Annotated in this window: 21 protein-coding genes and 1 riboswitch; of the genes, 11 read left to right on the forward strand and 10 right to left on the reverse strand. The window is 60.8% G+C overall.

The window, feature by feature from the left end; translation table 11 throughout:
• Window positions 1–205: 205 nt before the first annotated feature.
• Window positions 206–409, forward strand: a riboswitch (cobalamin riboswitch).
• Between the two features lie 3 nt (window positions 410–412).
• The 8 genes from ACZ500_RS10395 to ACZ500_RS10430 all read left to right on the forward strand — a co-directional run bounded on the left by ACZ500_RS10395 (window position 413) and on the right by ACZ500_RS10430 (window position 7,160).
• A complete protein-coding gene (locus tag ACZ500_RS10395; RefSeq protein ID WP_464232424.1) occupies window positions 413–1,399 on the forward strand; it encodes a cobalamin-binding protein in 987 nt (328 codons plus the stop codon).
• Entirely contained in the window at window positions 1,396–2,418 is a 1,023-nt protein-coding gene (locus ACZ500_RS10400; RefSeq protein ID WP_464232425.1) for a FecCD family ABC transporter permease, read from the forward strand. Before ACZ500_RS10395 ends, ACZ500_RS10400 begins: the two co-directional genes overlap by 4 nt.
• The gene (locus ACZ500_RS10405) at window positions 2,403–3,224 is read left to right on the forward strand and encodes an ABC transporter ATP-binding protein (RefSeq protein ID WP_464232426.1); all 822 of its coding nucleotides are present in this window, start codon (window positions 2,403–2,405) and stop codon (window positions 3,222–3,224) included. The genes ACZ500_RS10400 and ACZ500_RS10405 overlap by 16 nt, the downstream gene beginning before the upstream one ends.
• A gap of 74 nt (window positions 3,225–3,298) precedes the next feature.
• The gene (locus ACZ500_RS10410; RefSeq protein ID WP_464232427.1) at window positions 3,299–3,928 is read left to right on the forward strand and encodes a MotA/TolQ/ExbB proton channel family protein; all 630 of its coding nucleotides are present in this window, start codon (window positions 3,299–3,301) and stop codon (window positions 3,926–3,928) included.
• 41 nt (window positions 3,929–3,969) lie between these two features.
• Complete coding sequence (locus ACZ500_RS10415) at window positions 3,970–4,380, forward strand: ExbD/TolR family protein (protein ID WP_464232428.1); 411 nt, start codon at window positions 3,970–3,972, stop codon at window positions 4,378–4,380.
• Entirely contained in the window at window positions 4,377–5,177 is an 801-nt protein-coding gene (locus ACZ500_RS10420; protein WP_464232429.1) for an energy transducer TonB, read from the forward strand. The genes ACZ500_RS10415 and ACZ500_RS10420 overlap by 4 nt, the downstream gene beginning before the upstream one ends.
• A gap of 185 nt (window positions 5,178–5,362) precedes the next feature.
• On the forward strand, window positions 5,363–6,415 hold the full coding sequence (gene cobT / locus ACZ500_RS10425; protein WP_464232430.1) for a nicotinate-nucleotide--dimethylbenzimidazole phosphoribosyltransferase: 1,053 nt from the start codon (window positions 5,363–5,365) through the stop codon (window positions 6,413–6,415).
• Window position 6,416: 1 nt separating this feature from the next.
• Window positions 6,417–7,160, forward strand: coding sequence for an adenosylcobinamide-GDP ribazoletransferase (locus tag ACZ500_RS10430; protein WP_464232431.1), 744 nt, complete (start codon window positions 6,417–6,419; stop codon window positions 7,158–7,160).
• A 127-nt stretch (window positions 7,161–7,287) separates the two neighbouring features.
• Here the strand turns inward: ACZ500_RS10430 and ACZ500_RS10435 are convergent, their stop codons facing one another.
• The 6 genes from ACZ500_RS10435 to ACZ500_RS10460 all read right to left on the reverse strand — a co-directional run bounded on the left by ACZ500_RS10435 (window position 7,288) and on the right by ACZ500_RS10460 (window position 13,369).
• On the reverse strand, window positions 7,288–8,295 hold the full coding sequence (locus ACZ500_RS10435; protein ID WP_464232432.1) for an MBL fold metallo-hydrolase: 1,008 nt from the start codon (window positions 8,293–8,295) through the stop codon (window positions 7,288–7,290).
• Window positions 8,296–8,421: 126 nt separating this feature from the next.
• Entirely contained in the window at window positions 8,422–8,589 is a 168-nt protein-coding gene (locus ACZ500_RS10440) for a hypothetical protein (RefSeq protein ID WP_464232433.1), read from the reverse strand.
• 305 nt (window positions 8,590–8,894) lie between these two features.
• Window positions 8,895–11,492, reverse strand: coding sequence for a [protein-PII] uridylyltransferase (glnD, locus tag ACZ500_RS10445; protein WP_464232434.1), 2,598 nt, complete (start codon window positions 11,490–11,492; stop codon window positions 8,895–8,897).
• A gap of 147 nt (window positions 11,493–11,639) precedes the next feature.
• The gene (locus tag ACZ500_RS10450; RefSeq protein WP_464232435.1) at window positions 11,640–11,771 is read right to left on the reverse strand and encodes a hypothetical protein; all 132 of its coding nucleotides are present in this window, start codon (window positions 11,769–11,771) and stop codon (window positions 11,640–11,642) included.
• A gap of 13 nt (window positions 11,772–11,784) precedes the next feature.
• The gene (locus ACZ500_RS10455) at window positions 11,785–12,123 is read right to left on the reverse strand and encodes a P-II family nitrogen regulator (RefSeq protein WP_464232436.1); all 339 of its coding nucleotides are present in this window, start codon (window positions 12,121–12,123) and stop codon (window positions 11,785–11,787) included.
• A 25-nt stretch (window positions 12,124–12,148) separates the two neighbouring features.
• On the reverse strand, window positions 12,149–13,369 hold the full coding sequence (locus ACZ500_RS10460) for an ammonium transporter (RefSeq protein WP_464232437.1): 1,221 nt from the start codon (window positions 13,367–13,369) through the stop codon (window positions 12,149–12,151).
• A 438-nt stretch (window positions 13,370–13,807) separates the two neighbouring features.
• Here ACZ500_RS10460 and ACZ500_RS10465 point away from each other — a divergent pair, with 438 nt between their 5' ends.
• The 3 genes from ACZ500_RS10465 (at window position 13,808) to glnD (ACZ500_RS10475) (ending at window position 17,132) form a co-directional block, all read left to right on the forward strand.
• A complete protein-coding gene (locus ACZ500_RS10465) occupies window positions 13,808–14,146 on the forward strand; it encodes a P-II family nitrogen regulator (RefSeq protein ID WP_464232438.1) in 339 nt (112 codons plus the stop codon).
• Window positions 14,147–14,159: 13 nt separating this feature from the next.
• Window positions 14,160–14,309, forward strand: coding sequence for a hypothetical protein (locus ACZ500_RS10470; protein WP_464232439.1), 150 nt, complete (start codon window positions 14,160–14,162; stop codon window positions 14,307–14,309).
• Between the two features lie 213 nt (window positions 14,310–14,522).
• A complete protein-coding gene (gene glnD / locus ACZ500_RS10475) occupies window positions 14,523–17,132 on the forward strand; it encodes a [protein-PII] uridylyltransferase (RefSeq protein ID WP_464232440.1) in 2,610 nt (869 codons plus the stop codon).
• Between the two features lie 120 nt (window positions 17,133–17,252).
• On the opposite strand, the gene ACZ500_RS10480 is transcribed toward glnD (ACZ500_RS10475), so the two are convergent.
• The 4 genes from ACZ500_RS10480 to ACZ500_RS10495 form a co-directional block, all read right to left on the reverse strand.
• Entirely contained in the window at window positions 17,253–18,455 is a 1,203-nt protein-coding gene (locus ACZ500_RS10480) for a DegT/DnrJ/EryC1/StrS family aminotransferase (RefSeq protein WP_464232441.1), read from the reverse strand.
• A gap of 79 nt (window positions 18,456–18,534) precedes the next feature.
• The gene (locus tag ACZ500_RS10485; protein ID WP_464232442.1) at window positions 18,535–19,701 is read right to left on the reverse strand and encodes an iron-containing alcohol dehydrogenase; all 1,167 of its coding nucleotides are present in this window, start codon (window positions 19,699–19,701) and stop codon (window positions 18,535–18,537) included.
• A gap of 273 nt (window positions 19,702–19,974) precedes the next feature.
• Window positions 19,975–22,527: a sensor histidine kinase gene (locus ACZ500_RS10490; RefSeq protein WP_464232443.1), complete on the reverse strand. Its 2,553-nt coding sequence runs from the start codon at window positions 22,525–22,527 to the stop codon at window positions 19,975–19,977.
• A 358-nt stretch (window positions 22,528–22,885) separates the two neighbouring features.
• Entirely contained in the window at window positions 22,886–25,321 is a 2,436-nt protein-coding gene (locus ACZ500_RS10495) for a hypothetical protein (RefSeq protein WP_464232444.1), read from the reverse strand.
• Window positions 25,322–25,436 lie beyond the last annotated feature (115 nt).

Consider the following 25,436-nt stretch of genomic DNA (forward strand, 5'->3'; position numbering starts at 1 on the left):
AATGAATTTTTGGAAGAATTGTGAAACTCGCTTCACTCTGGAAATCGCGCCGAGGCGGCGTTGCTGCTTTGGTGGGGAGTCCTGGTGCAGGACAGGTTTGGTGTGAAGTTCAGCCGTGTGTTCGCTCCATTTCCCGGTGTTGATCCATCTCATCCTGTCTGGTTTTGAAGCGTGTGCGGGCGCCCCGATCCCTGCGGAGCGGGAAGCCCTTCAAGGTTATTCAGGCGCCTTTCGAGGCTTAATAGGGAACCCCGTGCAAATCGGGGATGGGCCCGCCGCTGTTACTCCGCTCCGCTGAAAAACGCGGGAACCTTACGGCCATGATAGCCACTGTTCCGCTGTAACCGGAATGGGAAGGCCGCCGTAAGGGCGGAGAAGTCAGAAGACCTGCCTGGATAGGGAGATGCGTGCCGTGACGGAAAGACGGCTGTCTCCGGATCTCTCGGATATGAACAGGGCTATCCCCGGATCAGAACGTGATTCGGGGGTTTTTTTTACTATGAAGCTGATCCGCCATCTCTGCGCCTGTCTTTGCCTTGTTTTCGCATCGGCTGCGGTCCCCGCATCGGCCGGGGTTTTTCGAGACGCAACGGGAAAAGACATTACGGTGCCCTCACCCCCTCGACGGATCGTTTCCCTCGCCCCCAGCATCACGGAAATCCTGTATTTTCTGGGCCTGGGAGACCGGGTGGCGGGTGTCACCCAATACAGCACCTACCCGCCGGAGGCCTGCGGCAAGCCTAAGGTCGGGAGCTATGTCAACCTGAACATCGAGCAGATCATCAGCCTCGCCCCGGACCTCGTCATCGCCACGGCGGATGGGAACAGCCGGAGCGTCGTCGAGACCCTCGAAACCGCCGGCATCCGGGTCTTCACCACCAACCCGCGGAACATTTACGAGGCCTTGGACACCATCACGCTCCTGGGGCGCGTCTGCGGCGCCACCCGGGACGGCGCGGCGGCGGCCGAGGCCCTGAAGGCCCGCGCCGAACGCGTAGCGGAAAAGGTCCGCGGTCTGCCTCGGCCGAAGGTCTTCGTGCAGATCAACCTGCGCCCCATCATGACGATCAATCGGGACACCTTCCTGAACGACCTGATCACCCTGGCCGGCGGCTGGAACCCATTCAGCGAGGAGCCCTTCACCTACCCCAGGATCAGCCTGGAAGAGGTCATCCGCCAGAGACCCGACGTGATCCTGGTCTCCTCCATGGACCGCGGCGGCCGGTTCGAAGAGGCCCGCCAGGGCTGGCTGCGTTTGACAGACATCCCGGCCGCCCGCAGCCACCGCGTACACCTGATCGATTCGGACCTCGTCGACCGCCCTTCGCCCCGCATCGTAGACGGTCTCGAAGAGGCGGCCCGGTTCATCCACCCGGAAATCCTCTGGGAGCGGCCATGATCCTGCATCGACGGGTAACCCCCGGCAAGGTCCTTCTTATTTCAGCCGTCATGAGCGGTCTTCTCGGCGGGGCGATCCTCTTCTCTCTCTGGCTCGGAACGGCCGACATCTCCTTCTCGGCACTCTGCCGCACCCTGTTGGGGGAAAGTACGGGCGGCACAACGGAGCTGATCGTTCTCAAGGTCCGCCTCCCACGCGTCCTGCTCGCCGGCCTCGTGGGCTTCGCCCTTTCCCTCGGAGGCGCCGTCTTTCAGGCGCTTCTCCGCAACCCTCTCGCCGAACCATTCATCCTCGGGGTATCGAGCGGGGCCGCTCTGGGCGCCATCATCGGGATCATGCTCGGCTTCAGCTTTCAGTTGGGCATCCCGGTCTTTTCGTTTGCGGGCGCACTGGTGACCATCCTCCTCGTCCTCCTTCTCGGCAGACGCAGGATGGGGATGGAGTCTTCGACCATTCTGCTCACGGGCGTCATCATCAACGCCTTTTTCACCGCCGTCATCATGTTCTTCGTCTCCACCTCCACAGACAGCCGTCTGCACACCATGCTCTTCTGGCTTTACGGCGACCTGTCCCAAAGCCATTTCGGCCAGTCGGCGATCATCGCGCCCGTCGTGATCCTGGCGGCGGCGATCCTTTACGGCTTCGCCCGCGATCTGAATCTCATGACCCTCGGGGACGAGACGGCCTGCCACATGGGGGTGGACGTCGAAAGGACCAAGCTCCTCTGTTTTCTGCTGGTATCCCTGATGATCGGACTGGTCGTCTCCCTTTCGGGTCTGATCGGATTCATCGGACTGATCGTGCCGCACCTCGCCCGCATGATGTTCGGCCCGGATCACCGGCTTCTCGTCCCTGTGTCGGCCCTCGGGGGGGCCATCCTCCTGATCGTCTGCGACACCTTCGCGCGCTGGGTGGTTTCGCCCAGCGAACTGCCCGTCGGGGTCGTGACGGCCTTCCTGGGCGCTCCTTTTTTCGTGATCCTTCTGCGGACCCGAGGCAGCCAATGGAACCGATCCTGACCCTCGACGACGTGAGCTATCGCTACGAAGACACCCTGGCCCTCGGAGGGATCCGCCTGGAAATCGGGAGCCGTGAACTGGTGGGCATCCTCGGGCCGAACGGGTCCGGCAAGAGCACCCTGCTGAAGCTCATGGATGGACTGCTCAAACCGGAGAGCGGCACGGTGTTCTTCAGCGGACGCCCCATCGGCGCGTTCAAACGCAGCGAACTCGCACGCCGTATCGCCTTCGTCGCCCAGGAACAACCGTTTCAATTCTCGTTCACCGTGCTGGAGGTTGTGTTGATGGGCCGCTCACCTCACCTGAAGCGCCTCCAGTTCGAGAGCGACCGGGATATCGAGATCGCCATGCAGGCCCTGCGCACCGTGGATGTCGAACGGCTGGCCGATCGATCGATCCACGAACTGTCCGGGGGCGAGAAGCAGCGCGTGCTGATCGCCAGGGCACTCGCCCAGGAACCGGAAATCATCCTGCTGGACGAACCGACGGCCTTCCTGGACATCAAATACAAGATGGAGATCTTCGAGCTGATCGCATCGCTCGTCCGCGACAAACAGGTGAGCGTCGTCGCGGTCACGCACGATATCGACCTGGCGGCCCTGTACTGCAACCGGTTGATCATCCTCGAAAACGGCCGCCTTTTCAGCGCGGGCGCACCCGCCGAGGTGGTCACGTCCGAAGGGATCAGCGCCGCATACAGCTGCCGCGTGCTCGTAGATCGGAACCCGGCTACGGGCGCCCCGCGCGTGAGCCTGGTCGGGCGGGCGGAGCGTTGCGCGGAAAGCCAGGCCTGCGCGGAAGCGTAATTCGATTTGCATGCAAAAACGCGTCTCCGGCCCTGCTGCGCTGCGGATCGGAAACGCATCGGGAGGTCCATCCTATGATCGACATCTTTCTGAGCGGCGGCCCCATCATGTATCCGCTGCTGCTCTGCTCCATCCTGTCGCTGACCGTGGTCATCGAGAAGACCGTCTTCTGGCTCAAGGAGGACCGGCGCCGCGACCAGAACCTCGTCAACGAGGTCCTCGAACTCTGCCGCACGGGGGATTGGGAAAGCGTCCGGATCAAAACGGCCGGATCCAGGGACTACATCATACGGATCCTCGTCACCGGCATCCTTCACCGCGACTTTTCGATGGCCAAGGCCATGGAGACCAGCGCGGCCGACGAGGTCAGGCGCATGAGGCGCTACCTGAGCGTCCTCGACACGATGATCACCGTCACCCCGCTCCTCGGAATCTTCGGGACCGTCCTCGGCATCATCGCCTCCTTCGAGATCCTGGGGAACATGGGCATCGAGCATCCCCAGGCGGTGACCGGCGGCATCGCCCAGGCGCTGATCACCACCGCCGCCGGACTGGGAATCGCGATCTTCAGCGTCTTCCCTTACAACTACTTCACATCCCGCGTGGAAAATGCGGTTCTGACGATCGAGAAATACGCCACCAGCCTGGAGATCGTTTACGAAAAACTCATACAGCGTTGCCTCCCGGAGGGCGTCCAGAGATGAGGAGCGAGCGCGTATTCGAGCCAAGGGTGAATGGATAACGTATGAAGGTCCCGCTCTATCACCAGAAAAGGGTCCGGGTGGAGATGATCCCGCTGATCGATATCGTCTTTCTCCTCCTGGTCTTTTTTATTTACGCGATGCTCTCGATGGCGGTCCACCACGGGCTGCCTGTCCTCCTGCCCTCGTCGGAATCCGCGGCCATCGAAAAAAAATGGACCCTGTCCGTAACGCTCGAGGGGGACGGCGCCCTATACCTGGACGAAGACCCCGCCACCCTCGACACCCTCGCGGCGGCACTGGCGGAAAAGGCCAAGGACAGCCCTGATGGGGGCGTCCTGCTCTTCGCAGACCGGACCATCCCCTACCAGGACCTCTTCCGGGTCCTCGACCGGATCAGGGAAGCGGGGATCACCCGGGTTTCCCTGCAGGCGGAGACGGAGAAAACCCCATGAGACCGTTGACTCTCCCCGCCGCGGCGGCCCTGGCCCTGCACGGTCTCCTCTTCTTCGGCCTCGGCGACGGCCGGCTCGAAACCGCCCCCTGTGCCAAACCTGCCGCCCAACCACTCGAGATGACGTTCGTGATGACGCCGCCCCCACCGGCAAAGGCCCCGGAGGTCACGCCGCACCCCCCGGCCCCCTCCCCGCCCGAGAGGTCGGTCTCTGCGCCGCCCAGCCCGCCCCAAAGCCGGCGGCCCAAGACGACACCCCCAAGGGCGCCTCAGCCCGTCGTACAGACCAAACCTGCCGCGCTGCCCGATCGGATCGAGCCCCCTGCCCCCGAACAGCCGGCGCAGCCCCCGGCTGCGACGATCCCTGCTGAAGCCGGAGAGCCGGAGATCGCCCATCCCAGGCCGGCTCCGTTTCACAACCCGGAGCCGCAGATACCGCTGGAATCCGTGTCCAGCGACCCCGCAGCCACAGCAGCAGGCAAGGTCTTCAAGCAAAGCGACGTCGGAAGGGTCGACGGCATCCGCAAGGCCGTCCCCAGATATCGGGAAAATCCGCCGCCGCGGTATCCCAGCCTGGCAAAACGCAGAGGATACGAAGGAACCGTGATCCTGGACGTTCTGGTCACCCCGGCGGGCTGCGCCACCGATCTCGAGATCGAGCAGTCGAGCGGCCACAGCGTTCTGGATGCCTCCGCGATGACGGCGGTGCAGGACTGGGTCTTCGAACCGGCGAGGCTCGGGAACCACCCGGTTGCGATGCGGGTTTCGATACCCGTCATGTTTTCGCTCAGAGAGTAGGAAATAACCTCCAGCGCAGGCCGCGCCCCCGGGATCGGGGACCGAGCCTGCAGCACCATCGGCTCCGCGCATCCGCAGGGCCATGCGGGTTTTGGTTTCGGTTTTCATACCGGTCGGCGGCAAAAGCCGTAGGCCGGTTCAAGATTGTGCAACAGGATTTCGAAAGAACCGGAGGAAAGATACTGATGCAGTGGCAGGAAATCACGACACAGATTCAACCGCTCTCCGAGCACTGGCTGAGCGAGGCCTGGAAGCGGCTCGACAGCCTGACGAAACCCGTCCGCAGCCTCGGGAGGCTCGAAGAGATCGCCGCCCGCGTTGCAGCCATCCGGCAGGAGGCGCGGCCCGATGTGACCAACCGCGAGGTCTTCGTGTTTGCCGGGGACCATGGGGTCATCGAGGAGGGGGTGAGCGCCTACCCGCAGGAAGTGACGGCACTCATGGTCCGGAATTTCCTCGGCGGAGGGGCGGCCATCAACGTCCTTGCCCGCTGCGCTGAGGCCCGTGTCAGCGTAATCGATATCGGCATGAAGACGGACCTCGCCGACGCCGAAGGGTTGATCCGCCGCAATGTCCGGCGCGCCGCCGGGAACATCGTCCGGGAGCCGGCCATGACGATGGAGGAGGTCGATCGGGCCCTGTCGGTCGGGATCGAGATGGCCCTGGACGCCCGCGACCGCGGCGCACAGATGATCGCCACAGGGGAGATGGGCATCGGCAATACGACCCCGTCCTCGGCCCTCTTTGCAGGCCTGCTGCCTGCGGCGCCCCTGGAAGTGACCGGCCGCGGCACCGGGCTCGAAGCCGATCAGATCCACCGTAAGGCCGCGATCATCGAAGAGGCCCTGAAGCGGCATCGATCGGCCCTCGCCGATCCCCTGCGCGCCCTTGCCGCCCTGGGCGGGCTCGAGATCGCCGGCATCTGCGGGTTGTGCCTCGGCGGGGCCGCCAGGGGGCTCATCGTCGTCGTCGACGGATTCATCTCCAGCGCCGGAGCGCTCGTGGCCATGCGCCTCTGCCCCGCGGTCAAGGAGTACCTCTTCTTCTCCCACCTCTCCTCTGAGGCAGGACACCGCATCTTTTACGAAAAGGAGGGGCTCGAGCCCATCTTCAACCTCGACATGCGCCTTGGTGAAGGAACCGGTGCCGCCTTGGCCATGCAGGTCATCGGCAGCGCCGTGCGCATCTACAACGAAATGGCCACGTTCGAAGAAGCGGGCATCACCCCGGGGGCCTGAGATGCACGGACTCCGCTCGGCGCTTCGGACGCTCACCCTCATCCCCGTACCCGCCGGCGGCGGCGAGGACCTGGGGCGCGCCCTGCCCTGGTTTCCCCTTGTGGGACTGATCCTCGGGGCAACCCTGTACGCCGTCGATCCAGTGTTCCGGCTTCTCCTCGCCGACCCTTGGCCGGCCGGCGCGGCCCTTCTGATCGTCCTGCTCGAAACGCTTCTGACCCGCGGGCTGCACCTGGACGGGCTGGGAGACTGGGCGGACTCGCTCGGGGGGTATTTCGACCGCGAAAGACGGTTGGCCATCATGAAGGATGTCCACATCGGCGCCTTCGGGGTTGCAGCCATCGTGCTGGACCTTCTGGCGAAGTGGATCGCCTGCGAGAGGCTCGTCGCCGCCGGAAGGGCCTCCCTCCTCATCCCTGTCGCGATCCTTTCCCGCGGCATGATGGTCTGGCTGATCACCACCCTGCCGTATGCCCGCGCCGGCGACGGGATGGGGCGCCCCTTCGTGCAGGGGGCCAACCCCGGCCGGTGTGGGGCAGCCTTGGCGGTCTGTCTCCTGGTGTGCGTCCCATTCGGCCTCGCGGGGATCGGTCTCTTCATGCTGGCCTGGGTAACCACCATGCTCCTTGGCCTCCGCTGGCGGCGGAGCTTCGGGGGCATTACCGGCGATCTGCTCGGCACCGCCAACGAAGGGCTGGGAGTCGTGCTCCTCATGGCGTGCGCCTGCATCGCGCATCTTCCGTGACAGCCCGCACGAAGCGCGAGAACCCAGGACCGCACTCTCCTGCTCACCCTGGCCGTCACCTCTTGCTCATGATCGTCCTCAGCAGCGCGACCGTTTGAAAGGGCGCTCGCCTGAAAGACCGGTGTTTTCAGGGAAGCCGCCGCGTCTCTCCGTGCCGCAGCACCCAGAACACGTCCGCATCCAGCCCTTTTTCGCCCAGCGCCTCGGCCAGGCGGACAGGCGGCTCGTCGAGCGGTTCATCGGTCAGGATGAAGGTCCCCCAATGGATGGCCACGGACCGCCGGGCCCCAAGGTCCTGATGGACCTGCACGGCTTCCCGGGGGTCCATGTGGTGGTCCCGCATGAACCAGCGCGGCTCATAGGCGCCGATCGGTATAGCCGCCAGATCGAAAGGCCCCAGCCTGCGGCCGATCTCCTTGAAGCGGTCTGTGTAGCCACTGTCCCCGGCAAAGAAAAAATTGAAACGGGGGGAGCGAACCACCCATCCCGCCCAGAGGCTTTCATTCTTCGAAAAGAGGCTCCGCTTGCTCCAGTGCTTCACGGGCACCGCCGTCAAGGCCCAACCGTCCTCCATGTGGGTCTCCCACCAGCCGAGTTCCACCACTCGCGCTGCCCCGAGTTCTTCGAACCAGCGCTTGAGGCCGCTCGGTACCACGAAAAGGGTCTTCTCCCCACCCTCCCGCTCCAACAGCCCCCGGATGCTCCCCACGTCGAGGGAATCATAATGGTCGTGCGACAGCAGGACGATATCGATCGGGGGAAGCTCCGAAAGCGCGAGACCGGGAGGTGCCACACGGCGCGGGCCGGCCCACTGCACCGGGGAGGCCCTTTCGGAAAAATGGGGGTCGGTCAGGACATTGCGGCCGTCCATCTGGAGGAGAAGCGTCGCGTGCCCGATCCATGTGACCGTATCCACGGTGCGGTTTTCGCGCAGAAAACCCGGATCGTTCGCGGCAAGTTCGAACCGGTAATCCTCGACCGATGGGATGTCCTTGAACAAACGCTCCCACCGCCACTTGACAAAATCCGAAAAACCCTTGTCATCCTTGCTGCTTTCCACGCGCTGACCCTCTGCGGCACAGGCGGCCAAGAAGAGAAAACCCATCACCCACAACGCCACCCATCGACCCGCCATCAAACGACCTCCCGGTTCCCGCATCCTCCCACCAACCCTCCTTCCCGGGCCCCCAAAGTCCCCGCAGCGGTTCCCATCGGGGTGCACGCTGCTCTCCAGCCACCCTCCATCCACCGCTGCCGCCGTTCAGTCCCACCCCTCCGGGGCGATCACGGTTCGCTCGACCTCGTCGTCCATAGGCTCGTCTCCTCGTGCGGCAACCTGCAGGCCGCCTCCGCTCGAGCGATCGATTCTCTCGATATCGGTAAAAATCCTCACCTCCGGATTGGAAACCGAGTTCTGCCGGGAAATCATTTCCGGATGGATACAACCTGAGTGTTTTCCTGTTTTGCCGCCTCTACCGAAGGGCAAACCCCGCATCCGATCGGCGTCCTGCGACGATAAATCAACCGATCCGAAGAGAGCGGCAAATCCACCGATCGATCGACGGCGGAGCGGGACCGGCATTTGCTGTCCGATTCTCGATAGCCATATCATAGCGTCCTTTTCGCCAATTACAAGGGCGCTTCGTCTCCATCCTGGCCTTGCGGATGAGGCAAGGGCGGGTTGACGTTGTGCATTTCCCCCGCAGTCCTCCCATCCGCCTATCCGTGCCCATCTCAATCCGCGAGTTCGTGCAGAAGGGCCCCGCTGATTTCTTCGACCCGTTCGGGGTCTTCCACCTTCTGCCCTTCGAGGTCCCGGACGTAGAACACATCTGCGATCTGGTCCCCCTTGGTTGCGATCTTGGCGATTCGGATATCCAGTTTGAGGTTGAAAAGCGTATGGGTGATCCGGTACAGGAGCCCGATCCGGTCGTCGGCGAAGACCTCCACGATCGTGAAAAAGTCCGAGGCGCGATTGTCGACGTTCACCTTCGGCGGCTGCGCGGGCTTCCGCCCACCGGTCACGATCGATGGGCTCGCCTTTTCATCCAGGCGTAATCCAAGCGACAGTCGCCCGCTGAAGGTCTTCCGCAGGTCTTCTTCGACCCTCTCCCAGATCTCTCCGGCGCGCAGGGGGTCGAGGGGGTTCGTGACCTTGAAGATATCGACGGCGGTCCCGTCCCGCCAGGTGTAGATATACGCGCTCAGGACGTTGATGTTTTCGAGCGCGAGAACGCCTGCCATATCCGCAAAAAGTCCGGGACGGTCCCGGGCTGCGAACGTGATCTCCCAGCAGTCCTCCATCTCGTCTTTCCGGGCCGCTACGGCGAAGGAATCCTTCAGGCCCTCACCCTGCGCCCCGCGCATCGCCAGGACCGCATCGACGTCCCTCAGGATCTCGACCGGATTCCGCTCCAACAGATAGCGGGGCGCCATGCTCTCGGTCAGCCCGTCGATCGCCTCCGGGTCCATACCTGCAGACAACCGCTGCCGCAGCTCGAGGCGCGTCGCTTCGACCCTCCGCGATGCATCGGCACTCGCCAACTCGCCCTTTTCGAGGATGTGCAGGATCTTGAAGAACAGCTCACGCACCAGATTCGCGATCCAGTCGGTCCAGGCGCGCGGCCCTGTCGCCATGGAATCGGCCCATGTCAGGAGGTAGAGCATCTTGAGACGTTCGATGCTCCCCATCCCGCGGGCGCATTGCACGACAACCTTTTCGTCGTTCAAATCCCTGCGGGTGGCGATCTCCACCAGGAGCAGGTGATTTCTCACCAGAAAAAGGATGTCCTCTCCCGCCTTCATCGGATAATCGAATCGATCGAGGATGGCGCGGGTGATCTGCGCCCCTCTCAAGGCATGCTCCGGACCGCCCTTGCCGATATCGTGAAACAGGGCGGCGAGCAGAAGCCCCCGCTTGTCCGCCGCCTCCTTGAAGATCGTCGTGAGCAGGATATCGCTCTGCCGCCCGATCGTTTTCAGGCAGGCGACGGTCTGCAGGACATGCCGGCCTACCGGATAGATATGATAGGCGTCGAACTGCACCTTGTCGCGGGTGCGGCCCAGTTCCGGTATGAACACGTCCAGAAAACCGGTCTCGAACATCTCATCGAGGGCATGCTGCCCCTGCCGGGACTCCACAATACCGAGGAAACGCTCGACCGGTTCGGGCGCCGAGCGATAGGCGTCGTTCACGAGATAGGAGAATTCCCGCACCAGCCGCCGCGCCTCCATCGAAAGGGGAAACCCCAGACGGCTGCTCTCCTCGAAGATCTCCATCAGCAGAAGCGGACGCGCCAGGATCGCCATCGCCCCGTCGAAGCATACAGCATCCCCTTCGACATGCAGGCCCGGTTTGAGAGTCTCTAGCCCGGCGTCCTTTCGAGAGGGTCCGCCCTTCGGCAGATGCGTCCGCAGAAAGGCCCTGTGCAGCGATTTAATCGAGCCCATAGCCGCATGCAGCCGGCCCATGAACTGCTCGACGGCGGCGGAATGAACCAGATCCCGAAAACCCAGCATGCCGGCGATCTTCTCCTGATACTCGAAGGAGAGACGATCGTTCTTCCGGCCGGTCAGAAAATGGAGGAGGTTGCGTGTGCGCCGGATGAGGTCCAGATCCGCCTCGAGCGTCTGAAATTCGGCATTCGAAAGCCTTCCCTGATACTCCAGGTCCCTGGGGACGCGCAGTTCGAAAAAGACCTTTCCGAGCCAGAGCATGGCATGATAATCCCGCAATCCGCCAAGCCCCTCTTTCAGATTCGGTTCCAGAAGGTAGCTGGCATCGCCGTAGGTCATCTCGCGGATCTTCGTCTGATCCTCGAGCCAGCGGCTGAAGGTCCTGGCGCGTTTGCAGAGCACCTTGTCCTGCAGCTTCGCGAGCAGGCCCAGGTACAGGGGCGAATCCCCGCACAGGAACCGCGCATCGAGCAGAGAGGTAAGCACCTGAAAATCGTCTTTGGCAAGCTTCACGCAATCCGCTACGGTCCGGACGACATAACCGAGGTCCAGACCAAGATCCCAGAGCGGAAAAAACACCTCGTCCGACAGGTTCTTTGCCGAAGTCGGGACCTTGCGCCCAAAGAGGATCAGGATATCGATGTCCGAATGCAGGCACAGCTCAGCCCGCCCATAGCCGCCGACGGCCACGAAGGCCACAGGGCACCGCTCCTTGAAGAGCGCGCGGCCGATCGGGCTGTCCTGCAGCGACCGTCTGAAATATTGGTCCACCAGTTCCGTGTTCCGCTCAGGAAAATCCGGGTCACACTTTCCCCCGGAAAGGCCGCGAAGCAGTGCCTCCCGGCCGCTCTTCAACTCCTCGGATGCCCCTGTCATAACCACCTCACGCCGCTACCACCGCAGATCGGCCGAAAAGACCCTTTCCGGATGGAAACTAGATGGTCTCCATCCGGAAATGATTTCCCGGTACAACCCAGTTTCCAATCCGGAAATGAGGATTTTTTCTTCACACGCTTCGCGTGCTCAGTCCCACCGCTTCGCGGCGGGTCCCGGTTTGCCAATATCAAGGAAATCCAGCGTTTGCGCGGAGGCGACCTGGTGGTCGCCGCACAAGCAAATGTGCAGATTGACGCCGAGATTGGCAAAAAAGACCATTTCCGGATGGAAACTAGATGGCGTCCTTGCCACGCTCCCCGGTCCTTATCCGAATCACCTCCTCGACGGGGAGGATGAAGATCTTTCCGTCGCCGATCTGCCCGGTATGCGCCTTTTCCTTGATCAAACGAACCGCATCGGCCACCAGATCCGCGGTCAGGACGATTTCGATCTTGAGTTTGGAGACAAAATCCACCTGATACTCGGCGCCCCGGTATACCTCTTTGTGGCCCCGCTGCCTTCCGAACCCCTTGACCTCTGTGACGGTCAAGCCCTTGACCCCCAGGCCGGCCAATCCTTCCTTCACGTCATCCAGTTTGAACGGTTTGATGATCGCCTCGATCTTTTTCATGGCTCACTCTCCAATCCGCAAGTGTTTATAGGTTATACCCTGTCTCGTTATGGAGACTGATGTCCATCCCGCGCACCTCTTCCTCGGCGCTGACCCGCAGGCCTATCAGAACATCGATGACCTCGAGGATGACCCACGTCAGCACAAAGGCATAGGCCACTGTGGCCGCGACCGAGATGAACTGAATCCACAATTGCCCGGGATTCCCGAAGAAAAGGCCATCCCTCCCGGCCGGATTGACGGCGATGCTCGCAAAGAGGCCGGTCGCCAAGGCCCCCCAGGTCCCCCCGAGCCCGTGGATGCCAACCACGTCCAGGGAATCGTCATACCCAAGCCGGGATTTGAGCAGGATCCCCCCGTAGCAGATGACGCCCCCGAGCCCCCCGATGACGATCGCGGAAAGGGGGCCCACAAAGCCCGAGCCGGGCGTGATCGCCACCAGACCGGCCACCGCCCCGCTCGCGGCACCGAGCGTCGTAGGCTTCCCGCGATGCACCCATTCCATAAAGGTCCAACTGAGCGCCGCAACCGCGGAAGCGACGTGGGTGACGACAAAGGCGTTGGCCGCAAGGCCGTTCCCGCTGAGAGCGCTCCCGGCGTTGAAGCCGAACCACCCGAACCAGAGAAGCGCCGCACCCGTGATGGTCATCGGCACGTTGTGAGGGATGTAGGCCGTCTCGCCCCACCCGAGTCGCCGCCCCAGGATGATCGCCGCAGCAAGCGCCGAAACGCCCGAACTGATATGCACCACCGTCCCACCGGCAAAATCGAGCGCCCCCATTTTGCCCATCCAGCCTCCTACGCCCCAGACCCAATGCGCCAACGGGTTGTAAACGACCGTCGCCCAGATGAGGATAAAGAGCAGGAAGGCGCTGAATTTCATCCGCTCGGCGAAGGCGCCGGTGATCAGGGCCGGCGTGATGATGGCGAACATGCACTGAAAGATCATGAAAGCCAGATGGGGAATCGTGGTTCCGTAGTGGGGGCTCGGCTCCATCCCGACGCCTTTGAGGCCGAACCAGTCCATCCCGCCGATGATCCCGGCATGGTCCGGGCCGAAGGCCATCGTGTAGCCCCAGAGCACCCACTCAAGCGTCACGATCCCCAGGATGATGAAACTCTGCATCAGTGTCCCCAGGATGTTTTTGCTGCGCACCATACCGCCGTAAAACAGTGCCAGACCAGGCGTCATCAACATGACCAGGGCCGCCGACATCAAGACAAATACCGTATCTCCCACGTTCATAACCTGTCTCCTCCTTTGATCGAGCGTTTATCCAAGGGGGGAAGCAAACAGTATGCCACTGGAGACTTCACTTGAAAAAGCTTGAATAACCATATCTTAACTGGATATAGCCGATGAAGCGGGCCAGTCTTGGCGACTCTTTTGTAGAAATATGGAGTAATCTATACAATTTTGTATATTTTCTTTTCTTCCTCTCCCTATCCTGCCCGGATTCCTTCGTTGACAACCGTTCGCCGCAGGGCCTATCATCGGAGCCAAACGGGCCCGGATCCATCCGGAAACGGCTTGTTCGGCCCGTCTCCGTCCCGATCTGCGCATTTGCTCATGCGCTGGGCTACAGGTCGCCGCACAAGCAAACGCGCAGATTGACGCCGAGATTGGCCAAAAAGACCATTTCCGGATGGAAACCATTCAAGAAACCGCAAAGGGGATTGTTGCATGAAATTGATCAAAGCCATCATCAAGCCGTTCAAACTGGACGAAGTCAAAGACGCCATTCTGCAGTTGGGCATCGGGGGGATCACCATCACCGAGGTTAAAGGCTTCGGGCGTCAGAAGGGGCACAAGGAGATCTATCGCGGGGCCGAGTATGTCGTCGATTTCCTGCCGAAGACGAAGATCGAGGTCGTCGTTCCGACGGATATGGTGCCGCGGATCCTTGAAGTCATCAAGGAGAAGGCCTATACCGGCAGCATCGGGGATGGCAAGATCTTTGTCCTGCCGGTCGAAAAGGCTATCCGCATTCGGACGGGGGAAGAGGATACGGACGCCATTTAGATTCCATCCGGAAATGGTCTTTTTGGCCAATCTCGGCGTCAACCTGCACGTTTGCTTCTGCGGCGACCACCAGATCCCCTCCGCGCAAGCGCTTGATTTCATTGATATTGGCCAGACTGGGACCCACCGCGAAGCGGTGGGACCGAGCACCCGAAGGGTGTGAAGAAACCGGGACCCGCCCCGCAGGGGTGGGGCTGAGCGGCGAAGCGGTGAAAAAAAATCCTCATTTCCGGATGGGAAACCGGGTTGTACCGGGAAATCACTTTCGCCTTGCGGTCCGGGGATCCACCGGGCCGCCTCCCCTCCCGGCCTCGATCCGACAGACTGCCGGCCCGCCGGCACCTGCGGACCCAAGGTCCTGATGCCTTGACGAACCATGGCTTCCAAAGACTTGCGCCCTCAAACCGACATCGTTTCGCGGTTTATCACCGACCGGACGGATTTGTTCCGGAAATTCATTCCGTCGAGGAGCGGTTTCCGTGTCTGCCAGGCCTATACGGATCTCGTGGATCGGTTCACCCGCCGCCTCTTCTTCGAAGCCGGGCTGAATAAAAGAACAAGGGAATCCCGGAACAAGTCCTTCGTCGTTCTCGCCCTCGGCAGCTACGGCCGAAGAGAACTCTGCTTCGGATCGGACATCGACTTCATGGTCATCCACGAAGGCCGTGAAGATCCGGAACTGAACGAAATCATCCCCCGCGCGCTCTATCCCCTCTGGGACGCCCGCCTCGAGGTGGGGCATGCCACGTTGACGATCCCCTCGTGCATCCGTCTGGCCATGCAGGATTTCACGGTCCTCACCGCGCTCCTGGATGCCCGTCCGATCCTCGGATCACGCCCTTTTTACGACCTCTTCGAGAACGCCTTCTGGTCGCGCCTGTTTCGGGAAAGAGAAAACATCCTCAAACACTTCCTGATGGCGCGCCGAAAACAGGAGGAACAGTTTCGCACCGAGGCCTTTTTCGTCGAACCGGACATCAAAGAGGGCCCCGGAGGCCTGCGGGACCTACATTTCATGAGCTGGATGGCAAGGATCTATTTTTCCTGCGTCCGGTTCAGCCAGATCCGCCGCTTCGCCGTATTTTCGCACTTCGATCTGTATACGCTCGCCCAGTCCAAGAGCTTTCTCCTGAAGGTCCGCAACCAGCTGCACCTCCTCGCCCAACGGAAAGAGGACCGTTTGATGCTCGCCTGCCAGAAGGACCTGGCCAACCGCCTCGGCTACACGGATGATCCATACCTGAGCGCACCGGTCAAGTTCATGAAGGACCTCTATCGGCACCTCAACCGCATCCGTTACGGATACGAAGCCTTTCAGGTCAAGGCCCTCGATATCATCCACCCCTCCCCGCTCGAGGAAAACCCGTCCATTGGACCGCTCTTCCAGGTGACCAAAGGGAATCTGGTCCTCCGTCAGGACCTCTCGCTCAAGACCGACCCCGGACTCATTCTGAAGGCCCTCGGGGAGGCGAACGAGCAAGGCCTTTTCTGGGGATCCGGCCTGATCTGGGAGGCCCGTCGGATCATCGCCCGGTCGAAGCGCCGCCTTCTGGGGCTCAAAGAGGCCCGCCCGACGCTCCTGCGCGTCCTCAGCCGGCCGCGGAATCCGAAGATCATCCGCCTGGCGCTCGAAATCGGCCTCCTGGATCTCTTCATCCCCGAGTTCAAGAAGATCCGCAACCTGCCGGAACTCGGCTTCTACCATGTCGACACGGTGGATATCCATTCGCTCCGGACCGCTGAGATCCTGGAACAGATGTCCGAGGGGGCCTACGACGAGCGCTGGCCGATCTTCCGGGCGGTCTTCGACACCCTCCCCCATCCCGAACGTCTGTTTCTGGCCGGGCTGCTTCACGATGTCGGAAAGGGGTATCCGGACGATCACAGCGTGAAAGGGGCGGCCCTGGTCCGCCCGATCCTGAAGCGTTTCGGCGTCGACGCGGCGGCGGCGGCGGCCGTCGCCGCCCTCGTCAGGCACCACCTCCTGCTTGCCCGCGTCTCGCAGCGCCGCGACCTGAGCGACGAGAAGACCTGCGTGCAGACGGCGCAATCCATCCAGTCGACCGAGCTTCTCGATATGGTCTTTCTCCTGACCGCGGCGGACAGCTTCGCCACCGGCCCGATGGCGCGCACGGAATGGAAACTCCACCTGATCACGGAACTCTATGCGAAGACCCGCCGAATCCTCGAGAAGGGGACCCTCGCGACCCCGCACGCCACCCGGCGGTTCACGGAACAGAAGAAGCAGGTCCTCAAGTCCCTCAAAGGGCAATTCCCGGCCCGCGAGGTGCGAAAACTGCTCGACCAGATCTCCTCACGCTATTTTATCGGCACGCCGATCGAAGATGTCGTGGCGCAGGTGGCCCTCGCCCTCGACCTAGAGGAAAAGCTTTTTGCATGGTCGGTGCGCAAGCGAGGGGATGCGCCGGTCACGCGCATCCTCCAGTGCATCCGGGATCGGAGGGGTCTTTTCAGCGACATGGTCGGAGTCCTCACCCTCAACAACATCGGGGTCCTGTCGGCCCAGATCTTCACCCTCAAGAACGGATTGGCCTTCGACATCTACGAAGTCACCAATCCCCTCGACCCCCTCCGGGAGGCCGAGACATGGGAGCGCGTCAGGCTGCAGATCGCCCAGGTCCTGCAAGGTGATTTTTCGCTGGATGAACGGATCGCACAGAAGGAGGAAGGGCAGCTCTCTCAGGCCGTCTCCTGGATCCCCTGGCCCAAATCGGTCCAGATCGACAACGAGGCCTCCGACTTCTTCACGGTCATGGAGGTCGCGGCGGACGCTCGGATGGGGCTTCTCTACCGCCTCGCCAAGGTCCTGACGGCGCATGGCCTCGACATCCGCTTTGCCACCGTCAACAGGGACCAGGAAAAGCTGCTGGGGGTCTTCTACGTGCAAACCGCGGAGGGAGAAAAGCTCTTCGGCCCGCTCCCGATCGAGGAGATCCGCCGGGCGATTCGGGAGATCATCCAGTAGCGCCGCCCGCGGACGCAGCCGGGGTCGGGGCCGTAAGCCGTCTGAGATATCGCCCCGATTTTTTCAACGTGCCTCCATCCGGAAACAGATCGTGCCGGATCATGATTTCCGGATTGGAAACTAAAGGATCCTGGCGGCCTTCTGAACGGCTGCGATGATCTTCGGGATCTGCTCCTCCATCCGGATCTGGATCGGGATGGTCAGACAGCGCGAAAGCCGCTCCGCCGTGCGCGGCAGGGCATCGGGGTCATAGGTGCAGCGCGCCGCGCCCTCCGGCGTCTTGAAAGGATACCCTGATCGGAAAGGCGTCTTTCCGTCCAGAAGGTGCTCCCAGTGCCCGTAATAATGCCAGGTGTTTTCATACCAGTAGACGGGCGGACACCCGGCATCCTTCATCACCTGGGCGAAGGCCCGGGCCTGCTCGGCCGTCGGAAGCGAGAACATCAGGAACGAGGCGATGTCACCCTCAGGGTCCGGGGACGAGCGCAGCTTCACCTGCGGGATCTCGGACAGGGCCTCCTGGATGCGCCGTTTGTTTTCGCGCTGGGGGGCCAGAATCGCGCGGTCGAGCTTCCTCAGCTGCGCCAGGCCGAGCGCCCCCTGCAGTTCCATCATGCGGAAATTGAACCCGATGAAATTTCGTTTCTCGAGTCCGCGGCCCACGGTGGGATCGTGGTCATGCCCGTGGTCGTGGTATTCACTCGCCCGGATGTAGGTCTCCTCGTCCTGGAAGAGCACCATGCCGCCCTCCCCGGTCGTCATGGTCTTGACCGAATCGAACGAAAACGTCCCCATGCGGCCGTAAGTCCCCACGTGTTTTCCCCGGATACGCCCGCCGCAGGACTGCGCTGTATCCTCGATCACGGGCAGATCGAAGCGGCAGGCCTCCGCGATGATCTCTTCGATCCGCGCCTGACCGCCGCACATGTGCACCGGGATGATCGCCCGCGTCCGTGGGGTGATCCTGCTCGAAATATCCTCCGGATCGAGGCACAAGGTGTCGTCGATCTCGGCAAAGACCGGGACCGCGCCGATATCCAGGATCGCCTCCCAGGTGGCCACAAAGGTGAACCCCTGGGTAATCACCTCGTCCCCCGGGCCGATCCCGAGGGCCGCCAGGGCCACACGGAGCGCCGCCGTCCCGGAGGAAACCGCCAAGGCCCATCGGGCGCCGCAATACTCGGCGAAGGCCTTCTCGAATTCCGCAACCTTGTAAATCCCCTGCCGCTCCTTGTCGAATTCGTACCGCAAAAGGATCTTGCGGGACAGGACGTCCAGAATCTCACTCCGTTCTTCTTCACCCAACACTTCAAAACCCGGCATGGTGTTCTCCTCTGCCCCTAAAGCAAAACCCGGGGCCGCACAGGATCCGGCCTCCGGCAGATTCGTGTCAATCATCGGCCTAGCGGCCTTCAAACGCCCGGCGATAGATCCTTTCCGCCACGGCGGCAGTCATCGGCCGCGGGTTGTTCAGGATGGGCCGCGTAACATTCATGGCCGCCTCGGCCATCCGGGGGATGGAATCCTCCGGCACCCCGAGGTCCCGCAGCCTGAGCGGGGCCCCGATGTCCTGTGAAAGCTCCCACACCCGGTCGGCGGCCTCTGCGGCCAGGACCCGTTCGCTTCGCCCCTTGGCCACAGCCCCCATAGCGACGGCCACCGCGGCGAACTTTTCCGTATTGCCCGGGAAATTGAAATCCAGCACGTAGGGAAGCATCAGGGCGTTGGCGATCCCGTGCGGGATATCGAAAAAAGCCCCGAGCGGGTAGGCGAGGGCATGTACGGCGCCCACCCCGCTCATCGCCAACCCCAGACCGGCGAGATAGCTCGCCTGGAGCATCCGGGTCCGGTGATGGAGATTCCCCCCCTGAAAAACGGCCCCCCGGAGACTCCCGGCAATGATCTTGACGGCCTCGAGAGAGAGGGCATCGGTGACGAAATGGGACTGAAGAGAGGTGTAGGATTCGATCGCATGGGTCAGGGCATCCATGCCCGTGTAGGCGGTCGGGTAAGGCGGAAGGCCGAGGGTCAGCTCCGGATCGAGGATCGCCACCGTGGGATACAGGAAGGGGCTGTTGATCCCTCCCTTGGTCTTGGTCCCGCGCATGGTGAAAACGGCCGTAAAGGTCGTCTCGCTGCCTGTACCGGCCGTGGTCGGGACCATGACAGTCGGCAGACCCGGGGTCTTGACCAGATTCAGCCCCACGTAGTCCAGGGCCTTCCCCTCGTTCTTCGTCAGGACACCGATAGCCTTGGCCACGTCGAGCGAGCTGCCGCCGCCCACGCCGACAATGCAGTCCACACGCTCCTGCCGGGCCAGCTCCGCACCCTCGTCCGCCAGTTCGGGGCCTGGTTCCGGACTGATCCTGAAGTACGGGACCGCCTCGACCGGCCCCTGCGCAAAGACCTCCTGCACCCGTTTGCCGAGTTCCGTCTCGGATAGGGCCCGGTCCATGACCAGGAGGGCGCGGGCGGCCCCCAACGCCTCCAGTTCGCCCGGCAGGCTGCCGACCGCGCCGCTGCCGAACAAAGTCTTCTTGACCCCTTCGATGCTAATCAAACGCTTCATGACTTTCTCCTCAGTAAACAGGGATACCTCGGCGCCACATGGACACCCGGCCGGTTTCATCCGAAAACGGCAGCATCAAGACATAAACCAATGTGATGAATTTATCAAGGACAGATCCGCCCCCGGGCGTTCCGGCCAGTGGGGGGAAACAAAGCGGCGCCGCCGGATCGTTTCAGCAGCCGATGCGCTCTGACAACTGAAACGATCCAGACCCGTAAACCATCCAGACCCGTAAACCATCCTTGCACCCCGTGGGCCCTTCAGGCTCAGTCTTCAGGGTTTGAGGGGAAAGTACAGAGAAAAGGCAGTCTCTCCCGACCCGTAACAATCTTCCGGACTGGAGCAGAACGGGCAGCGCGATATCTCCCCCGGACAGGAGCACGTGCCGTTGAGCAGGTGGCCGCAGCGGGTCGAGATCATCTGAATGTCGAAGCCGTAGCGTTGGGAAAACATCTTCATCCTGAGCAGATCGGCCCCTTTGCCGCCCGCGTTGAAGTCGAAGGGCCGCTTGGACGAATAGGACAGGGTGTCGCCCGTCGTGAAGAAGCCCTCGAAAATCCGCTTTTTCGCCTCCTCCGGGATCCCGACGCCGTAATCGTGCACAACCAACTCCATACCGTTCCCGCGGGGGTGCACCAGGACTTCTATTTTCCCTTCGTCGGGCGTGTTCTCCACGGCATTTCTGACAAGCCCGTCGACAAGCTTCTCCAGCACATCGCGAGGGATCCAAACGGACGGCCCGGCCTCCGTTGCCACATCCACATTCACCTGCCGGTGACCGAACCGGGGTTGCAGAAAATGGATCCGCTCCCGCACAAACGTATCGAGCCGAATCTCCTCGGACTCGCTGGTCTTCGGGCCGAAGAGTTCGTCGATGCGGCTCCGGATGTTTCGGACGACCTTTCCCTCTCCCACCTCCTCCGCGGTCAGGGCCTCGAGTTCATCGGCGCATTCTTCGAGTAGAAGCGTCATGACATCGTGGGTGTGCAGCGAACCGCCCATCAGGATGTCCTCCGCCTGGCGCTGGATCTCCACCAGGCGGTTGAGGTTCCTGCGGGCCCTTTCCATGGTGGGCGCCCACTCCGCCTCGGGCAGAACCTTCAGCTTGCGGGAAAAGATGGTCATGGTGGACATGAGGACGGCCAGGGGCGTCCTCAGTTCGTGGGAGAGGTGGTTGATCATCTTGTCCTTCGCCTTGTTCATGCTCAGAAGCTCGTTGTAGGCCGATTTGAGCTTATCCGACACCTGGGCGTAGGCGATCACCACCGCGACCGTCCCGGCGACCATCTCCAGCAGTTCGATATCCTCCGGCTTGAAATCCCCGTTGCGCTTGTTGATGGCGCAGATGGCGCCTTTGATCCGATTTCGCCCTTTCAGAGGGACGAGCGCCAGGTTGCGCGTCTTATAGCCGAGCTTCCGATCCCGCTCCTCATGGAGCCCTTTGTTTTTCGAGGTGTCCGAAACAATCATGGGTTCGCCGGTCCGGATCACCTCCCCTGCCATGAGCTGGTCGTAGCGGAACCTGACCTCCGCGGCCCGTCGTATGGCTTCGTCCTGATCGTAGGCCGCCCCGGTGATGTAGAGCTCCTGCTTTTCCTCGTCAGGAAGAATCACCACGCAGCCCTCCGATTCGACAAGGTCCTTCACCTCCGTGTTGATAAAATGGAGCAGGTCCTGAAGGTCCGGATATTTGGGGAGTGCGAGGCTGATCTGGAGCATGGCCTCCTGGGTCCTGGCCATGCGTTTATCGTTCGTGATGTCGCGATAGATGGCGATCACACCGGCAAGTCCGTCCACGGTCTCCGCATAGGCCGCGGCTCGGATGGAGACATCCAGCATGCGGCCGTCCCGCGTCAGCCGCTTCGATTCATGGTGCACCAGGATCTTGTCCTGGCGAAGGCGCTTCAACTCCTCCAGGGTGCTTTGGACCTGATCGAAGGGGACGAAGGGGACCCTCCCCGCCTGGAAGTCTTCGAGGGTCCACCCGAAGACCTTGGTGAAATACGGATTGAGATAGGTCGGGTGCCCATCCATGGTGAACACGCCGATCGGGTAGGGGATGAAATCGACCAGCGTCTGGAGGCGGACCGAGGTCCGGCGCAGGGCGGCCTGCATCCGGTGGCCTTTGGTCACTTCCCTGAAGGTCTCGACGGCTCCGGTGACCCGGCCGTTCTCATCCTGCAGGGGCACCGCGGTAAACAGGAACCATTTGCCGCCCCCGTCAGGGGCCGACAGGAACCGCTCCGCCTCCCAGGCATCCTCCGCAAGGGGCGCCTTGCGGCACCCCGGACCCAGGCGCGCCATGATCTCGGCCTCCGGTGCCTGGTCGACGATCAGGTCCAACAGCGCCGGCCCGGGCTCCGAGAGGAAGGTACGCCACTGGTTCTTCGTGCCGATCATGCCCTCGGCCGGGATCCCCGTCAGCCTTTCGTAGGCCCCGCTGCAGTGGGTGATCACGTGCTCCACATCGATCACCATGACCGGCACGCCAAGGCGCTCTATCGCAAGAGAAAGGGATATCTCGCGCTGTCCGGCCTCCGTACGAAGAGAAGCGTATCGCTCTGTTTCCTCCCTGGATCCTTCAGGACCCGGGGCCGTCTGGGTGGTATCAGCATCCAAGGACATGGCAAAAACCTTGTTATCGAAAAGCCTGAACGGCTCGAGCCCGGGAAAGGCCTCGTCTCCGACATCCACTGGGCATTCGCCCACAATTCCAATCGACCGGTTCGGCGTCTCCGTTTCCCACAGCGGCTGCTCCCGCAAAGCATCGAGACCGGATACCGGAACATCACTCCACGCATTGACGAGGCTTCCACTGGAAAGCAACCTGCTTCCTCAAGGAACTCCGCCTTCCTCGAAAGAAAGCGTCCTCCATTCGAGCCAACCTGGAGCAGCACGGCACGTCGACGACAGCCGTTCCCGCCCTCGAAAGCTGATTATCAGTTACAACATATACGGCGATCAATCAAGGGGTTTGACGGGCATCCCCCGCTCCCCGAACCTGGGCGGGACCGGAGGCTCGTCCGCGACCGCGGTAGAAAGATCGGAAGAAAAAAACGGGAGGAAATCGGACACCCATCAATCGACTTCACGCGGATATCACGACAGCCATGATCACAGCCACCATTTTCCGAGCATCTATATTTTCGATTCATTTTTTACGTTACATAATTCAACTCATATATCATTTTCTATTATAATATGCATTTATACTCTCATAGGAATCGTCATCGCCAGATGGATCTGGTATTACCAATCCATATTCCTCGTACATATTATCATCGTCATCATTGCCATAAGGAGCGGGCACACCACTTATTTCGTACTCATTTTTTATACTTGTTTTTCCATCTCGTAATTGATGAATACCATTAGGATCATCGAAATGCTGGATATCCTTTCTGTAGACAATGTCATCATCAGAGTCTTCAGAATTAGATTCGATATCAATCTCAATATCAATCTGTTTAGAATCTTCTTTTTCTTCGGTTCTTCCGCTGTTTAAATCATTGAATTCAGATAATTCATCTTCACTATATATAAAATCTACTTTTACTACTGTCTCCCAATTATGATAGATCCACTCTCTAGATTCCTCAACCTTGATTTTTTCAGGCAATGTTCCTTTCCCGAAAACATACTGGCACATCTTCTCCTCAGTAGCTAGATCTTTTGGCCATTGCAGAGCACGCAATGAATGGATATATTCATAACATAATTTAATTATTTGTGTCATAATATGCCTACGTTCACCGATATTAATTGAACAATGGTGAATCACCGCCGGCATCGCCAGCCATTTTCTGCAGGTGATCTCAAGAAAAGAATAGGTATTGGTAAGCATTTCCCGGGTAAACATATCAGGTTCTGATTTATTATCCTGGATCGTACTGTACAAAATAATTAGCTCGTACCTATGGCTTTCCTCCAAAAGAGCCAGTCCCCACTTCAAATCGTTCATAAAATTTGATAATTTTTGTATCACACCATCCTTTCCCATCTGATAGAGCTCATCAATCTCCGTATGATCGATAATCGTATCAATGACTTCTCTCAGGATGGCATTGAAAGGTCCAGCAGGCCAAATCAGACGTTGTTCACTATCCTCGACGCCGACAAGGCCGAAATCGCTATCATCAGGGTAACTCACTTGACTGAAATGTCTTTCCGTCAGCTGACCATAGGGGCCATTAGGCAGGACTCGGCTGCGAAAGTTGTATCTCCCGGTCATCCCTATCAGGCTGTAGTTACCATCGAGCGGCGGCTTCTGACGGCTGAAATATTTCTCCCGGAATTTTTCCCTGGCCTCGCTCAAGGCCTCCTCTTTGGCCTGTTCCAGCGATTTCGATTCTTCCACCTTCGGCGGAAGTTCCTCTTTTTGCTGTAGCTCCAGGTCCCTCAGAAGATCTTGCGGGATCGGGATCTCTTTGTCTCGATCCTTGCTTTCAAGAGATTTACGCTCTTTCTTCTCTTCGAAATTTACCATTTTTGGCTGCTCATCTGGAACCTTCAAGGAATCTTGCCGGGTCACGGTCCCAACGCCCAGCCCCTTGGACACCCCCACGGAGGGATCAGGCTCGGAGAAAGGCGCCGGGGAGGTCCGCCCGCACGCGAAAATCGTGTAACAAACGCCTCCGTCCAAATAGCGGTACGAGTCCATTTCGCTCCGGTACCTGAGGCTGCCGGTCACTTCGAAGCTCATCGGCATGTCCGGCATCCTGAAGATGAACTGCGTCATGGATCTCCTCCTTGCTTCGTACGGCAAGTCCCCGGCCTGCTGCGGTTGTTCCCCGCCGCCAATCGGGTTCGACTCCAGAAACCGCCAGTATCTTCTCCATATCGTCTCCATCAGCTGCCCCCGCGCCCCCTGGGGGCGCAACAGCAACACAGACGGATGAAACAAAAATTGGTTGAAGAGGGTATCCAGGTCCTGAAGGATAATCGGGTCGTCGACTGCCCGCAGCGGAGCCGCTGCATCCCAAAGCATCTGCCGCTGCGTGAAAAAGGTCATGATATTTTCGCGGATCTCCCCGATGCGCCTGGACTCGGAAAGGTCTTCAGCGGACTGCTCGATGATCCCCTGCGCCAGGCGCCTGAGGATCTCCTCGCCGCCCTTCTCCCAGAATGCTGGAGGGATGATCCTCTCCTGCCTGAGATCCTGCACAAGGGCGTCGAACGTTCCCGGAAGCGGATCCACGCCATCCGGCTTCCCGGAGAGGAAAAATCTCCGCTGGAAGGCCTTCTTCTCGCAGCGGATGCGGTCCACCACCCTCCGCACACGGCGGCAGGTAAGCGGCCTTTCGCCGAGTTCTTGTTCGGCCCTGGTGCGGTTTTCCAATCCATAGAGGACCTCGATGGAACCGAGCAGCCTGTCCCTCAGGTAGATGTCTTCGCCCCTCAGCTTCACATCGACCTTCTGCGGCGCCCCCTTGAGATCGGGATGGTTCTTCCGTATCGCCCGCGCACGCCACTTTCGACCGCTCCCGAAGAGATCCCTGTAATGGACGCCCAACCAGCGCTCATTTCCCCTTCCCTCCAGGCCGATCTCGCCCCACCAGCTCCTGCCTGCAGCCTCCCGCAGACTGTCGACAACACCCATCGCGTTTTTCAATGCAACCATAGGACTCCTCCATTTGCCTCGCTCTGAAGGCCTCAGCCTTTACCCGGGAATCGATCCATTTCTCTCTTTCTGATCCCCTTCGAAATCGCGTTTACAAAGCGTGTCATCCGGAACC

This window comes from Desulfatiglans parachlorophenolica, from assembly GCF_055394735.1.

Bases quoted from the DNA above. Each gene is read 5' to 3' on its own strand.
- ACZ500_RS10400 (WP_464232425.1), top strand. From the start codon at position 1,396: ATGATCCTGCATCGACGGGTAACCCCCGGCAAGGTCCTTCTTATTTCA.
- ACZ500_RS10405 (WP_464232426.1), top strand. From the start codon at position 2,403: ATGGAACCGATCCTGACCCTCGACGACGTGAGCTATCGCTACGAAGAC.
- ACZ500_RS10410 (WP_464232427.1), top strand. From the start codon at position 3,299: ATGATCGACATCTTTCTGAGCGGCGGCCCCATCATGTATCCGCTGCTG.
- ACZ500_RS10415 (WP_464232428.1), top strand. From the start codon at position 3,970: ATGAAGGTCCCGCTCTATCACCAGAAAAGGGTCCGGGTGGAGATGATC.
- ACZ500_RS10420 (WP_464232429.1), top strand. From the start codon at position 4,377: ATGAGACCGTTGACTCTCCCCGCCGCGGCGGCCCTGGCCCTGCACGGT.
- cobT (WP_464232430.1), top strand. From the start codon at position 5,363: ATGCAGTGGCAGGAAATCACGACACAGATTCAACCGCTCTCCGAGCAC.
- ACZ500_RS10430 (WP_464232431.1), top strand. From the start codon at position 6,417: ATGCACGGACTCCGCTCGGCGCTTCGGACGCTCACCCTCATCCCCGTA.
- ACZ500_RS10435 (WP_464232432.1), bottom strand. From the start codon at position 8,295: ATGGCGGGTCGATGGGTGGCGTTGTGGGTGATGGGTTTTCTCTTCTTG.
- ACZ500_RS10440 (WP_464232433.1), bottom strand. From the start codon at position 8,589: ATGATTTCCCGGCAGAACTCGGTTTCCAATCCGGAGGTGAGGATTTTT.
- glnD (WP_464232434.1), bottom strand. From the start codon at position 11,492: ATGACAGGGGCATCCGAGGAGTTGAAGAGCGGCCGGGAGGCACTGCTT.
- ACZ500_RS10450 (WP_464232435.1), bottom strand. From the start codon at position 11,771: ATGGTCTTTTTTGCCAATCTCGGCGTCAATCTGCACATTTGCTTGTGC.
- ACZ500_RS10455 (WP_464232436.1), bottom strand. From the start codon at position 12,123: ATGAAAAAGATCGAGGCGATCATCAAACCGTTCAAACTGGATGACGTG.
- ACZ500_RS10460 (WP_464232437.1), bottom strand. From the start codon at position 13,369: ATGAACGTGGGAGATACGGTATTTGTCTTGATGTCGGCGGCCCTGGTC.
- ACZ500_RS10465 (WP_464232438.1), top strand. From the start codon at position 13,808: ATGAAATTGATCAAAGCCATCATCAAGCCGTTCAAACTGGACGAAGTC.
- ACZ500_RS10470 (WP_464232439.1), top strand. From the start codon at position 14,160: ATGGTCTTTTTGGCCAATCTCGGCGTCAACCTGCACGTTTGCTTCTGC.
- glnD (WP_464232440.1), top strand. From the start codon at position 14,523: ATGGCTTCCAAAGACTTGCGCCCTCAAACCGACATCGTTTCGCGGTTT.
- ACZ500_RS10480 (WP_464232441.1), bottom strand. From the start codon at position 18,455: ATGCCGGGTTTTGAAGTGTTGGGTGAAGAAGAACGGAGTGAGATTCTG.
- ACZ500_RS10485 (WP_464232442.1), bottom strand. From the start codon at position 19,701: ATGAAGCGTTTGATTAGCATCGAAGGGGTCAAGAAGACTTTGTTCGGC.
- ACZ500_RS10495 (WP_464232444.1), bottom strand. From the start codon at position 25,321: ATGGTTGCATTGAAAAACGCGATGGGTGTTGTCGACAGTCTGCGGGAG.